This is a genomic window from Bacteroides sp. HF-162 (assembly GCF_015679285.1).
Classification (GTDB): domain Bacteria; phylum Bacteroidota; class Bacteroidia; order Bacteroidales; family Bacteroidaceae; genus Bacteroides; species Bacteroides uniformis.
The window spans coordinates 1889827-1902463 of record NZ_CP064937.1; the positions used below are offsets into that span (position 1 = coordinate 1889827).

The 12637-nt window shown below is 48.6% G+C and carries 12 protein-coding genes; 5 read left to right on the forward strand and 7 right to left on the reverse strand.

Going from position 1 to position 12637, the window contains the following annotated elements; translation table 11 throughout:
- Nucleotides 1-182 precede the first annotated feature (182 nt).
- Both ITJ87_RS07510 and ITJ87_RS07515 read left to right on the forward strand, forming a co-directional pair.
- On the forward strand, nt 183-1295 hold the full coding sequence (locus tag ITJ87_RS07510) for a DNA replication/repair protein RecF (protein ID WP_117966027.1): 1113 nt from the start codon (nt 183-185) through the stop codon (nt 1293-1295).
- On the forward strand, nt 1292-1582 hold the full coding sequence (locus ITJ87_RS07515; protein WP_005823615.1) for a DUF721 domain-containing protein: 291 nt from the start codon (nt 1292-1294) through the stop codon (nt 1580-1582). Before ITJ87_RS07510 ends, ITJ87_RS07515 begins: the two co-directional genes overlap by 4 nt.
- On the opposite strand, the gene ITJ87_RS07520 is transcribed toward ITJ87_RS07515, so the two are convergent.
- The 7 genes from ITJ87_RS07520 to gap all read right to left on the reverse strand — a co-directional run bounded on the left by ITJ87_RS07520 (nt 1575) and on the right by gap (nt 8795).
- The gene (locus tag ITJ87_RS07520; RefSeq protein WP_117601146.1) at nt 1575-2360 is read right to left on the reverse strand and encodes a histidinol-phosphatase; all 786 of its coding nucleotides are present in this window, start codon (nt 2358-2360) and stop codon (nt 1575-1577) included. The genes ITJ87_RS07515 and ITJ87_RS07520 overlap by 8 nt on opposite strands.
- Nucleotides 2357-2887, reverse strand: coding sequence for a 5-formyltetrahydrofolate cyclo-ligase (locus tag ITJ87_RS07525; RefSeq protein ID WP_117965887.1), 531 nt, complete (start codon nt 2885-2887; stop codon nt 2357-2359). The genes ITJ87_RS07520 and ITJ87_RS07525 overlap by 4 nt, the downstream gene beginning before the upstream one ends.
- Entirely contained in the window at nt 2805-4544 is a 1740-nt protein-coding gene (locus tag ITJ87_RS07530) for a S41 family peptidase (RefSeq protein ID WP_117601145.1), read from the reverse strand. The genes ITJ87_RS07525 and ITJ87_RS07530 overlap by 83 nt, the downstream gene beginning before the upstream one ends.
- A gap of 68 nt (nt 4545-4612) precedes the next feature.
- Entirely contained in the window at nt 4613-5053 is a 441-nt protein-coding gene (locus tag ITJ87_RS07535) for a dCMP deaminase family protein (protein ID WP_022401703.1), read from the reverse strand.
- A gap of 12 nt (nt 5054-5065) precedes the next feature.
- Nucleotides 5066-5590: a DUF4847 family protein gene (locus tag ITJ87_RS07540; protein ID WP_117601144.1), complete on the reverse strand. Its 525-nt coding sequence runs from the start codon at nt 5588-5590 to the stop codon at nt 5066-5068.
- A complete protein-coding gene (locus tag ITJ87_RS07545) occupies nt 5587-7644 on the reverse strand; it encodes a M3 family metallopeptidase (protein ID WP_117965890.1) in 2058 nt (685 codons plus the stop codon). The genes ITJ87_RS07540 and ITJ87_RS07545 overlap by 4 nt, the downstream gene beginning before the upstream one ends.
- A 140-nt stretch (nt 7645-7784) precedes the next feature.
- On the reverse strand, nt 7785-8795 hold the full coding sequence (gap, locus tag ITJ87_RS07550) for a type I glyceraldehyde-3-phosphate dehydrogenase (protein WP_117601142.1): 1011 nt from the start codon (nt 8793-8795) through the stop codon (nt 7785-7787).
- A 140-nt stretch (nt 8796-8935) separates the two neighbouring features.
- Between gap and mscL the strand changes: the two genes are divergently transcribed.
- The 3 genes from mscL to guaA (ITJ87_RS07565) all read left to right on the forward strand — a co-directional run bounded on the left by mscL (nt 8936) and on the right by guaA (ITJ87_RS07565) (nt 12621).
- Nucleotides 8936-9370 (forward strand): large-conductance mechanosensitive channel protein MscL, encoded by a 435-nt coding sequence (gene mscL, locus ITJ87_RS07555; protein WP_117601141.1) that lies wholly within the window; start codon nt 8936-8938, stop codon nt 9368-9370.
- Nucleotides 9371-9720: 350 nt separating this feature from the next.
- Complete coding sequence (gene guaA, locus ITJ87_RS07560; protein WP_117965893.1) at nt 9721-11274, forward strand: glutamine-hydrolyzing GMP synthase; 1554 nt, start codon at nt 9721-9723, stop codon at nt 11272-11274.
- A 39-nt stretch (nt 11275-11313) separates the two neighbouring features.
- Entirely contained in the window at nt 11314-12621 is a 1308-nt protein-coding gene (gene guaA, locus ITJ87_RS07565) for a glutamine-hydrolyzing GMP synthase (RefSeq protein WP_117601138.1), read from the forward strand.
- Nucleotides 12622-12637 lie beyond the last annotated feature (16 nt).

Below are 12637 nucleotides of genomic sequence, written 5' to 3' on the forward strand. Positions count from 1 at the left end.
AAGTTTTTTATAGCTATCAACGAAATTTAGCAGCATCTTTTTTTGTATTGTATCAGAAAACACTGAAATTATTTCTACTTTTCAATAAGCCGGGCTTCACCTCTGTGTTAAAAATAAGCAGGCTTATTTTGTACTGCTTTTGGTTTTGCATTATCTTTGTAACCGAACTCATCGTTACTATAATGATACTGAAACGTATATCTATACTCAATTATAAGAACTTGGAGCAGGTAGAGCTTACATTCTCGCCCAAGTTGAACTGCTTTTTCGGACAGAACGGCATGGGGAAAACGAACCTGCTGGATGCGGTGTATTTCTTGTCTTTCTGTAAAAGTGCCGGTAATCCCATTGATTCCCAGAATATCCGCCATGATGCCGACTTCTTTGTTATTCAAGGGTTTTATGAGGCTGCCGATGGGACTCCTGAAGAAATCTACTGTGGTATGAAGAGGCGCCAGAAGAAACAGTTCAAGCGAAACAAGAAGGAGTATACGCGTTTGTCAGACCATATCGGCTTCCTGCCTTTGGTCATGGTCTCGCCTGCCGATTCGGAGTTGATAGCAGGAGGCAGTGATGAACGCCGACGTTTTATGGATGTGGTTATCTCGCAGTACGACAAAGAGTATCTGGATGCTTTGATACGATACAATAAAGCTTTGGTGCAGCGGAATACCTTACTGAAGAGTGAACAGCCGGTGGAGGAAGAGCTCTTTCTGGTTTGGGAGGAGATGATGGCGCAAGCCGGCGAAGTGGTGTTCCGCAAACGTGAGGCCTTTATCCGTGAGTTTATTCCTATTTTCCAGTCTTTCTATTCATTCATTTCGCAAGATAGGGAGAAGGTGGGATTAAGCTATGATTCCCATGCCCGCGATGCCTCTTTGCTGGAAGTACTGAAGGAAAGCCGTGTACGCGACCAGATTATGGGCTATTCATTGCGCGGTGTGCACAAGGACGAGCTGAATATGCTTTTGGGAGATTTCCCCATCAAACGTGAAGGATCGCAGGGACAGAACAAGACTTATCTGGTAGCGTTGAAGCTGGCACAGTTTGATTTCCTGAAACGTACCGGGACCACTGTTCCCTTGTTGTTGCTGGACGATATCTTTGACAAACTGGATGCCTCGCGTGTGGAGCAAATCATCAAGTTGGTGGCAGGCGACAGTTTCGGACAGATTTTTATAACCGATACCAACCGCGAACACCTGGACCGTATTCTGCATAAAGTGGGCAGTGATTATAAGATGTTCCGTGTGGAGCAGGGAATAGTTGCTGAGATGAAGGAGGAAGAGGCATGAAGCGAAATAATGCCGAACAGATAGGTGAGCTTATCCGTCATTACCTCAGGCAGGAAAGTCTGGAGTCTCCGCTGAATGAACGGCGGCTTATCAGTGCGTGGCCCGAAGTGCTGGGCCCTACTATTGCCTCCTACACCCGTGAACTTTATATAAAGAACCAGGTACTTTATGTACACCTCACTTCTGCTGCCCTGCGCCAGGAGCTGATGATGGGGCGTGAGTTGCTGGTGCGCAACTTGAACCGTCATGTGGGGGCTCAGGTCATAACGAATATCATATTCAGATGAGCATCCTCAGCTCATCTATTCTTTCAATCTTCAGTTCTTTCAATTCCCGGACTGCCCGGTCATAATACATCGGAGTTTCCAAATCCTTGTTGTCATGCGCATCCAGTCCGATGATAGCTGTACAGCCTTCATTGGCAGCGATTCGCCAGAATTCCGGGCATGGGTAGGTGGATAAGCTGTGCGCTTCATTGTAGGCTACATAGCCTATATTGTATTCCAACGGGACATTCAGGCGTGCAGCAGTGCGGCAGATGTGCCGGCTGATGGTAGTGCAATGGTGGTCGAATCTCGGATAGGAACGCATGAACAAGTCCGGATGGGCAAGGCAAGAGAATAATCCGCTTTCCATACCTTCGATGGCGCTCTCTTCGTAAAGGTCGAGCATATCGCGGCTGTCCGTATGATGGCCGAAGTAGGGGAACTTTTCATCAGTGTGGTAGTGATGGTTTCCGAAGATGATATAGTCCAGTTGGTACTTCTTGATTTGTTCTTTCAGCCAATGGATATATTGGGGGAAGTATTCACATTCAAGTCCTATTCTGATGTCTATCCGGTCGTGGTATTTCTCACGGAGCGTCTTAAGACTCTCCACGTAGCCGGGAAGCTCTTCGGGGAGCATCCGCATGTCGGCTACGTAGTCAGTACGGTATTTCCAGGGAGTGTGGTCCGAAAATCCGAGTATCCGGTAACCGCCTTTGATGGCACTGAGCACATAGTCTTCATCATCTCCGGTGGCATGCATGCAGCGTGTGGTGTGCGTGTGATAATTAGTTTTCATTGCGTTATGATTTCATCCATGCGTATATCAAACGGTTCCGCAGGAACTTCTTCTACGAGTTGAAACGGGAAACAGATGCCGGCTTTGTAGGCTAATGGGATGCGGGGCAGAAGCCGGTCGTAGTAACCTTTACCGCGCCCCAGACGGTTGCCGTTACGGTCGAATGCGACACCGGGAACTACTATGAAGTCAATGTCTGCATAGTCGGTAAATAGCTCGCCGGTTGGTTCTTCAATGCCGTATGCGCCGGGTTTCAGGTCTTCCGGTCCGGTGTACAGCCGCAGTTCCAGGTCGTCGCCTACAACTACCGGAAGCAGTATCCGCTTTTCGCAGCTCCACTTCCGGATAAATTCGTGTGTGTCCACTTCGTCTTTGAGAGAGTGATAAAGCAGTACGGTTGTTGCCGCCCTGAAAGCAGGATGTGCCTCGAGGGCGGCAAGTATTTCAGCAGACTGACGCGTAGTGGAAGAGCTGTGTCGGGTCTTCAACAAAGCTACCTGCCTGCGCAGTTCTTTTTTCCTTTCCATCATCTTTTGTATCCTCTATGATTGGTGTCGCTTCCGGGGCTTTGGGGAATGCCTCGCCACGTTCCAGAATATCCAATGCCTTCTTGACGGTAGCATCGCTCTGGTTGATGTAGCGGATGTATTGCTCCCTTCCCAGTATGTTATAGATAATGTTGCCGTAAAGGCTTCTTTCCAGTAGCTTGTAAGACTTGTGTATAAGCAGGTTGCGCCGCTTTACTCCCTTGGAGTCTGCAAAACGCACAAACTGTTCCACAATACCCTGATGGCGAAGGTACTTCAACAAGTCTTCTTCATTGTCGTATTCACTCAATTTCGTGCGGTTGCGGTCGGTATACTGGAAGCTGAATTGCAGAATCAGTCCCTTGTTGCTTACTTCTATCAGGTAAGAAGATACTCCGGTGGTGTCTTGCGGAACGAATACGTCCGGCATAATGCCACCGCCGCCGTATACGGGTCTGCCCAAGCCGGTAGAGTAACGTAGGTTTTCGTCCAGTTTGATACTGTCTTTGGAGAAGAACTCGCCGTGTTCGTAACGGGTAATCCAGTCCATTTCGTATTTGCTGTCCTTACCGTTCTCATAGGGACGCTGGATGCAACGGCCCGATGGGGTGTAATAGCGGGCAATGGTCAGGCGGATGGCGGAACCGTCGCTGAAGTCGATGGGTTGCTGTACGAGTCCCTTGCCGAAGGAACGGCGTCCTACAATGGTCCCGCGGTCATTGTCCTGAATGGCGCCCGCAAAGATTTCGCTGGCCGAAGCGGAGCCTTCGTTCACCAATACTATCAGCGGCAGCTTCTGGCAACTGCCGGTGCCGTTGGCATATTCCTCCATACGGGGATATTTGCGGCCGTGGGTATACACTATCAGCTTTCCTTCCGGCAGGAATTCGTTCACCATGCGCGTGGCGGCTTCCATGTATCCTCCGGTATTGTCGCGCAGGTCGATAATCAGGCCTTTGCATTTCTCGTGGCTCAGTTGGGCAATCGCATTCAGCAGCTCCACGTGTGTGGTGCGTCCGAATTTGCTGATTTGTATATAGCCATAGTCATCATCGAGCATATAGGCTGCATCAATGGTGTTTTGCGGGATGTCACCGCGTGTGATGGTGAAGTCGAGCAACTCCTTTTCCGTGGCACGCTTGACGCCTAACTTCACTTGGCTTCCTTTCGGACCTTTCAGGTTGCGCATAGCCTTTTCGTTTGTCAGGCCTTTGCCTGCAAAAAGACTGTCGTTGACCATCACAATGCGGTCGCCTGCCATCAGGCCCACTTTCTCGGACGGTCCGCCGGGAATCACGCTGTTTACGTGTATCGTGTCTTCCTGAATGGTGAACTGGATGCCTATACCGCTGAAGCTGCCTTCAAGTTCGGAATTAACCTCCTCCAGTTTCTGTGCGGGGATGTAGGTGGAGTGGGGGTCGAGTTCCGCCAATATCTGCGGCATGGCCTTCTCTACCAAATCGGTCATGTTGACGGTATCCACATACTGGTCGTCAATAACACGCAGCAAGGCATTCAGCTTGTTGGACGAGCTATTGATGATTCCCAGTTTATTACCGGCAAAATGCCTGGCATAAAACGTTCCGATAAGGATTCCCGCGACTACGCTGATTGCGATGATAAGCGGCATAAAGCGGGAAGTATTTTTTGTACTCATGATGTTTATTTACTATTAGACTATTTACAATTTACTATTTGGCTGTGCATGCAATTTTCAACTTTCTATTATCCATTATCCATTGAAATAAATACCACCTCGATGCCTGCCCGTTTTAAAAGTTCGATACCATCTTCCAGGCGGTATTTCTCGGAGTAGACCACCCGTTTGATGCCTGCCTGGATAATCAGTTTGGCACATTCTATGCATGGGGAGGCGGTGACGTACATGGTGGCACCGTTACTGCTGTTGTTTGAACGGGCTATTTTGGTAATGGCATTTGCTTCGGCATGGAGCACGTATGGTTTGGTGACGTTGTTCTCATCTTCGCACACATTCTCAAAACCGGAAGGAGTACCGTTGTAGCCGTCGGAGATAATCATCTTGTCTTTTACAATCAGTGCACCGACCTGGCGGCGTTGGCAATACGAATTTTCGGCCCAAATGCTTGCCATACGTATATAACGCCTGTCCAATGCTTCTTGTTTGTCTTTTGTAGAATCGTCCATCATATTTATGTTTTATCGTTGCGGGGTGAATCCCATGACTCTGGTTGTCGGTCCGTCTTTAAAATAGAGGGTCAGTGAATTGGCATCCCCTTCATACTTGTACACATTTTGCAGTCCGGAGATGAATGCCTTGGCCAGTGCATCGCTCTCTGCGGACCCTGTAACCTTTACGCTGATGCTGAGCGAGCCTGAAGCTCCGTCGGCTTTCCAAGTGCCGTTGACGCTTGAGTTGATGCCTTGCCCGTTGACGGTGGTGCCCATCAGTTCTCCATCCAGTTCGGTACCTTCAAAATTGAGGGTGAAGGTACTTTTCTGATTATATAGCTTGTCCAGACTCTTCTTCATCTCTTCCTCATTGTTGTTCCAAAGGTTTGGATAGAATTGGGCATTGCTGCCTTTATTGGTGAGTCGGCTGAGCTTCCATGTCTTCCCGGTGAATATCCCGACAACATCGTCCTCATTGTCGCAACCGCTTAACAGGGGAAGCAACGACAACATGAGCAGCATGCAACAGATGTTCCTTATAAGTCTCTTCATTTCTTTATTCCATTTCTGATTAATAATGCGTCGATTGTAGGCTCTTGTCCGCGGAAGCGTTTATAGAGCGTCATCGGATGTTCCGTTCCACCTTTGGAAAGGATATTCTCTCGGAAGGAGGCGGCAGTCTCAGGGTTGAAGATGCCCGTCTGCTTGAATAGCGAGAAAGCATCTGCATCCAGCACCTCTGCCCACTTATAACTATAGTATCCGGCAGAATATCCTCCGGCAAAGATATGGGAGAATTGTGTGCTCATGCAGGCTTCTGCCACAGAAGGCAGAATCTGTGCTTTTTCCCAAGCCTTCTTTTCATAGGCTTTCACGTCACCTTCAAACGGGGTGTTACGTGTGTACCAAGCCATATCAAGCAGGCCGAAGCTAACCTGGCGGAGGCAGGCGTATGCCGCGTTGAAGTTGGAGGAATCCACAATGCGCTGTACCAGTTCGTCCGGTATCAGCTCACCGGTTTGGTAATGGCGGGCAAACGTATGCAGGAATTCCTTTTCGATAGCGAAGTTCTCCATGAATTGGGAGGGGAGTTCCACAAAGTCCCAATACACATTGGTCCCACTCAGGCTTCCGTAGGTGGAATTGGCAAACATACCATGCAGGCTGTGTCCGAATTCGTGCAGGAAGGTTTCTACTTCACCGAAGGTCAATAGGGCGGGTTTGTCTTGTGTCGGTTTGGTGAAGTTCATCACGATGGATATGTGGGGACGGCTGTTCTCGCCGGTCTTCTCGTCAATCCACTGCTCCTTGTAGCTGGTCATCCAGGCTCCCGAGCGCTTGCCTGCCCGGGGGTGGAAGTCGGTATAGAACACAGCCAGGAATTTTCCGTCTTTGTCGAATACCTCGTAGGCGTCCACATCCTTGTGATAAACGGGAATATTTGGGTTCTTCTTGAAGGTGATGCCATACAGTCTGGTTGCCAGGCTGAATACACCTTCCTTCACGTTGTTCAGCTCAAAGTAAGGGCGGAGCAGCTCATCGTCGATATTGAACTTCCGGTCTTTCAGTTTATGGGAATAGTACGCCCAGTCCCACGGCATCACGACGAAGTCTTCTCCTTCCGCTTGGCGTGCCAGGGCTTGCACTTCTGCATATTCTTGTTTGGCGGTAGGCGTGTAAGCCTCCAGCAGTTGGTCCAGCAGCTTATACACGGACTCACTGTTTTGTGCCATGCGCTCCTGGAGGTTGTATTCGGCGAAGTTGTCATAGCCTAGGAGTTGGGCAATCTCCATACGGACATTGGCCAGTTTCTTTACAATTTCCAGGTTATTGCTGGCGTTGTCATGCGTACACTTCGTATTGTAGGCCATATATAGCTCACGGCGCAGGTCACGGCTGTCTGCGTAGGTCAGGAAAGGGCCATAGCTGGGAGCCTGCAAGGTGAATACCCAGCCTTCGACGCCTTTTTCCCCGGCTATCTCTGCAGCGGCTTCTACCGCGCTCTCGGGTAGCCCGGCCAGTTGTGACTTGTCGGTGATGACAAGCTTGTAGTCGTTCGTTTCTTTCAGGTTGTTTTCACTGAACTGCAGCGTCAGCAGGCTGAGCTCTTTGCATAAAGCCCGGTATTTCTCCTTGGCTTCTCCCTGGAGGTTGGCTCCATTGCGTACAAAGCCATTGTAAATATCTTCCAGCAGCTTGTGTTGTTCCGGGTTCAGCGTCTCTTTGTCTTGCTGCTCGTAAACCGCTTTGATGCGTGCAAACAGCTCTTCGTTCAGGCTGATGTTGTTTTCATGCTCGCTCATCATCGGCATGATTTCCTTGGCCAGTTCCTGCAGGTCATCGTTCGTTTCTGCGCTGAGCAGATTGCCGAATACGGTACCGACACGGTGGAGCATTTCGCCGGACTTCTCATAGGCCAGCACTGTGTTGGCAAATGTCGGGACTTCCGGATTGCGGATGATGGCATCTATTTCCGCATTCTGGCGGCGGATGCCTTCGTGGATGGCGGGTACATAGTCTCCGGTCTTAATCTTGTCGAACGGGACAGTGCCGTGTAGCGTGGAGTATGTTTCAAAAAAAGGATTTTGAGACGATATAGTGTTCATAAAGCAAAGCAATATTAGAGTTAGTATAATCTTCATCATCATTAAAGAAGCTGATAAAAAACGTACTAGCTGCAAAATTGCAAAAAAAATAGGCGACTTCCGCAGAAGCCACCTATTTTTTATTATTTTCTAACTGTATATTAGCAGTTAACTGATGCCATGTGAGCAATCAGGTCAAGAACCTTGTTAGAATAACCGATTTCGTTATCATACCAAGATACAACCTTAACGAAAGTATCAGTCAAAGCGATACCAGCCTTAGCGTCGAAGATAGAAGTGCGAGTGTCACCCAAGAAGTCAGAAGAAACAACTGCATCTTCAGTGTAACCCAGAACACCCTTCAATTCGCCTTCAGAAGCTTCCTTCATGGCAGCGCAGATTTCAGCGTAAGTAGCGGGCTTAGCCAAGTTAACTGTCAAGTCAACTACAGATACGTCCAAAGTCGGAACACGCATAGACATACCAGTCAGTTTACCGTTCAATGCCGGGATAACTTTACCTACAGCCTTAGCAGCACCGGTAGAGGACGGGATAATGTTGCCGGAAGCAGCACGACCACCTCTCCAGTCTTTCATAGAAGGACCGTCAACTGTCTTCTGAGTAGCAGTTGTAGAGTGAACAGTAGTCATCAAACCGTCAGTGATACCCCATTTGTCGTTCAATACCTTAGCGATAGGAGCCAAGCAGTTAGTAGTACAAGAAGCGTTAGATACGAATTGAGTACCCTTAACGTAAGTCTTTTCGTTAACACCGCAAACGAACATCGGAGTGTCGTCCTTAGAAGGAGCAGACATTACAACATATTTTGCGCCAGCTTCGATGTGAGCTTGAGCTTTGTCTTTGCTCAGGAACAAGCCAGTAGATTCAACAACGTATTCTGCCTCTACTTCGTTCCATTTCAAGTCAGCCGGATTTTTTTCTGCAGTGATGCGGATAGCCTGACCGTTAACGATCAATTTGCTGTTTTCAACGTCAGCTTCGATAGTACCGTCGAATTGACCGTGCATAGTGTCATACTTCAGCATGTAAGCCAAGTAGTCTACCGGGCAAAGGTCGTTGATACCTACGATCTGAATATCGTTTCTCTTCATTGCAGCGCGGAATACGAAACGTCCGATACGTCCGAATCCATTAATACCTACTTTAATCATTTTGTTTAAACTTTTAAGGGTTTTATAATGTTTAAAAATAAACTTTCGCTTACTAATTGCATTTCTTTCTGATTTGCGGTGCAAAAGTAAGAAAATGTTTTTATATTCGTAACCAAAATCATAATTAAATAATTGAAAAGATGGGAAAAAGTTCATTTTTACAGGAATTTAAGGCTTTTGCCATGAAGGGCAATGTGATAGACATGGCCGTCGGTGTGATTATCGGTGGGGCATTTGGAAAAATCGTCTCTTCCATCGTGGCAGATGTGATTATGCCTCCTATCGGGTTACTGGTGGGCGGTGTCAACTTTACAGACTTGAAGTGGGTGCTGAAACCTGCCGAAATGGTGGATGGGAAAGAGGTTGCTGCCGTGACCTTGAATTACGGTAATTTCTTGCAGGTCACTTTCGACTTTCTGATTATAGCATTCTCTATCTTCATGTTTATAAAGTTGTTGACCAAACTGACTGAAAAGAAGAAAGAAGAGGCGCCTGCCGTTCCTCCGGCTCCCCCCGTACCGAGCAAGGAAGAGGTGCTGCTGACCGAAATCCGTGACTTGCTGAAAGAAAAGTAATATCGAAGCAGAACTTCATAATGTGGTTAATGTGCCGGTTGGCATATTAATTACATTGGTACCTTTAACTCTTCCCGACACTGCCGGAAACTGTTCCTTTTTGTGCTAAGCAATAATCTTACCACAGCTGTGGTAAGAAAATAACATTGCTGTGGTAAGCAAGTTGCATAGCTGTGGTAAGAAAACAACACGGCTGTGGTGAGAATAGCTTTTCGTATATTTGTGGATAGTGTTTGCCTGAATTTAAAGCTGTTTTTAGTAAAAAAGCGTTTTTCTGTCACATTATCCCTAATAATTCCTTTACTTTTTCTACTTTTGCAAATCATTTATTAAAGTCTATACGGATTTATATGCAAGAGAAGATTATTATTCTTGATTTCGGTTCGCAAACCACGCAGCTCATAGGCCGCCGGTTGCGCGAACTGAATGTCTATTGCGAGATTGTACCTTACAACAAATTTCCATACGGAGATGAGAGTGTAAAAGGAGTTATCCTTTCGGGTAGCCCCTTTTCTGTTTATGATAAGAGTGCATTCAAGGTAGATTTGAGCGGGATTCGTGGGAAATATCCCATTCTGGGTATCTGCTACGGTGCACAGTTTATCTCCTACAGCAACGGTGGACGGGTGGAGCCGGCAGGAACCCGCGAGTACGGACGTGCCCATCTCGGTTCTTTCGATTCGGAGAATGTCCTTTTCAAAGGGGTAAGGAAGAATACCCAAGTATGGATGAGCCACGGAGACACGATTACAGCCATTCCCGACAATTTCAAGATTATAGCTTCTACGGACAAGGTAGCGATTGCTGCTTACCAGGTGTCCGGCGAGGAGATATGGGGAGTGCAGTTCCATCCGGAAGTGTTTCATAGCGAGGATGGTACGCAGATGCTACGCAACTTCGTGGTAGACGTCTGCGGTTGCAGTCAAAGCTGGAGCGCCGCATCGTTTGTAGATACCACTGTGGCCGAACTGAAGGAGCAGCTTGGCAACGATCGCGTTATCTTGGGACTGAGTGGCGGTGTAGACTCTTCGGTAGCCGCCGTGTTGCTGCATCGTGCCATCGGTAAGAACCTGACCTGCATCTTTGTAGACCACGGACTGCTTCGCAAGAATGAGTTCAAGAATGTGATGCACGACTACGAGTGTCTGGGGTTGAATGTGATTGGTGTGGATGCCAGTGAGAAGTTCTTCAAGGATTTGAAGGGAGTGACCGAGCCTGAGCAGAAGCGTAAAATCATCGGCCGCGATTTCATCGAAGTCTTCGATGCCGAGGCGCACAAAATTACCGATGCCCGTTGGTTGGCACAAGGCACCATTTATCCCGACCGCATCGAGAGCTTGAACATTACGGGCAAGACCATCAAAAGCCATCACAACGTGGGCGGTCTGCCCGAGGAGATGAACCTCCGTCTGTGCGAGCCGTTGCAGTGGCTGTTCAAGGACGAAGTACGCCGCGTAGGACGCGAATTGGGAATGCCCGAACATCTGATTACTCGTCATCCTTTCCCTGGCCCGGGACTGGCTGTCCGCATTCTGGGGGATATAACACGAGAGAAAGTACAGACCTTGCAGGAAGCCGACGATATTTTCATCCAGGGCTTGCGTGATTGGAAAGTGAAGGATGCCGCCGGCAACGAGACATCGCTCTACCATCAGGTCTGGCAGGCGGGCGTCATTCTTCTGCCCGTACAGAGTGTGGGCGTGATGGGTGACGAACGTACCTATGAACGTGCGGTGGCCTTGCGTGCTGTTACTTCCACCGATGCCATGACGGCCGACTGGGCGCATCTGCCCTACGAATTTCTGGGCAAGGTGTCCAACGACATTATTAATAAAGTGAAAGGTGTGAACCGCGTAACCTATGACATCTCTTCAAAACCGCCCAGCACAATAGAATGGGAATAAGACCGACTGAAATTATTAACTTAAAAACAATATAGAAGAATGAAGCAGGATATGATTGTGATTCTGGATTTGGGAAGCCATGAGAACACAGTGCTTGCCAGAGCGATTCGTGCGTTGGGAGTATATAGCGAAATATACCCGCACGATATTACCGCTGCCGAACTGAAGGCTTTGCCGAATGTGAAAGGTATCATCATCAACGGTGGTCCCAATAATGTGGTTGATGGGGTATCTATCGATGTATTGCCCGAGATTTACGAAGCAGGGTTCCCCGTGATGGCCGCCGGACACGACAAGGCGTTGTGTGAAGTGAAGCTGCCGCAGTTTACGGATGATGTGGAAGCCATCAAGGATGCTGTGAAATCTTTCGTATTCGATACTTGTAAGGCTGAGGCTAATTGGAACATGACGAATTTCGTCAACGACCAGATAGAATTGATACGCCGTCAGGTAGGCGACCGTAAGGTGCTGCTGGCACTGTCCGGTGGTGTGGATAGCTCCGTGGTGGCTGCTTTGCTGCTGAAAGCTATCGGCGACAAGCTGGTTTGCGTACACGTGAACCACGGGTTGATGCGTAAGGGCGAATCGGAAGCCGTGGTGGAAATCTTTGGCAAGGAGCTGAAGGCTAACTTGATATACGTGGATGCCACAGACCGTTTCCTCTCCAAGCTTGAAAACGTGGCCGACCCCGAACAGAAGCGCAAGATTATCGGCGGAGAGTTTATCCGCGTCTTTGAGGAAGAAGCCCGTAAGCTGGACGGCATCGACTTCCTTGGACAGGGTACCATCTATCCCGACATTGTAGAGAGTGGTACAAAAACAGCCAAGATGGTGAAGTCTCATCACAACGTAGGCGGTCTGCCCGAGGATTTGCAATTTGAACTGGTGGAGCCGTTGCGCCAGTTGTTCAAGGACGAAGTACGTGCATGCGGTGTAGAGCTTGGATTGCCGTACGAGATGGTTTACCGTCAACCGTTCCCCGGTCCCGGATTGGGAGTGCGTTGTCTGGGAGCCATTACCCGCGACCGTTTGGAGGCTGTACGCGAGTCGGATGCCATTCTGCGTGAGGAATTCCAATTGGCAGGCCTGGATAAGAAGGTATGGCAGTATTTCACTGTGGTGCCCGATTTCAAATCTGTAGGTGTACGCGACAATGCGCGCTCTTTCGACTGGCCCGTCATTATCCGTGCCGTCAATACGGTGGATGCTATGACCGCTACCGTCGAGCCGGTAGACTGGCCCATCCTGATGAAGATTACAGACCGTATCCTCAAGGAAGTGAAGACCGTCAACCGTGTTTGCTACGATATGTCTCCGAAACCCAATGCGACAATCGAGTGGGAGTGAGACTGGCCAATGATAA

Bases quoted from the DNA above. Each gene is read 5' to 3' on its own strand.
- guaA (WP_117965893.1), top strand. From the start codon at position 9,721: ATGCAAGAGAAGATTATTATTCTTGATTTCGGTTCGCAAACCACGCAG.
- guaA (WP_117601138.1), top strand. From the start codon at position 11,314: ATGAAGCAGGATATGATTGTGATTCTGGATTTGGGAAGCCATGAGAAC.
- ITJ87_RS07525 (WP_117965887.1), bottom strand. From the start codon at position 2,887: ATGGAAAGGAAAAAAGAACTGCGCAGGCAGGTAGCTTTGTTGAAGACC.
- ITJ87_RS07535 (WP_022401703.1), bottom strand. From the start codon at position 5,053: ATGGACGATTCTACAAAAGACAAACAAGAAGCATTGGACAGGCGTTAT.
- mscL (WP_117601141.1), top strand. From the start codon at position 8,936: ATGGGAAAAAGTTCATTTTTACAGGAATTTAAGGCTTTTGCCATGAAG.
- ITJ87_RS07540 (WP_117601144.1), bottom strand. From the start codon at position 5,590: ATGAAGAGACTTATAAGGAACATCTGTTGCATGCTGCTCATGTTGTCG.
- ITJ87_RS07530 (WP_117601145.1), bottom strand. From the start codon at position 4,544: ATGAGTACAAAAAATACTTCCCGCTTTATGCCGCTTATCATCGCAATC.
- ITJ87_RS07515 (WP_005823615.1), top strand. From the start codon at position 1,292: ATGAAGCGAAATAATGCCGAACAGATAGGTGAGCTTATCCGTCATTAC.
- gap (WP_117601142.1), bottom strand. From the start codon at position 8,795: ATGATTAAAGTAGGTATTAATGGATTCGGACGTATCGGACGTTTCGTA.
- ITJ87_RS07510 (WP_117966027.1), top strand. From the start codon at position 183: ATGATACTGAAACGTATATCTATACTCAATTATAAGAACTTGGAGCAG.
- ITJ87_RS07520 (WP_117601146.1), bottom strand. From the start codon at position 2,360: ATGAAAACTAATTATCACACGCACACCACACGCTGCATGCATGCCACC.
- ITJ87_RS07545 (WP_117965890.1), bottom strand. From the start codon at position 7,644: ATGAACACTATATCGTCTCAAAATCCTTTTTTTGAAACATACTCCACG.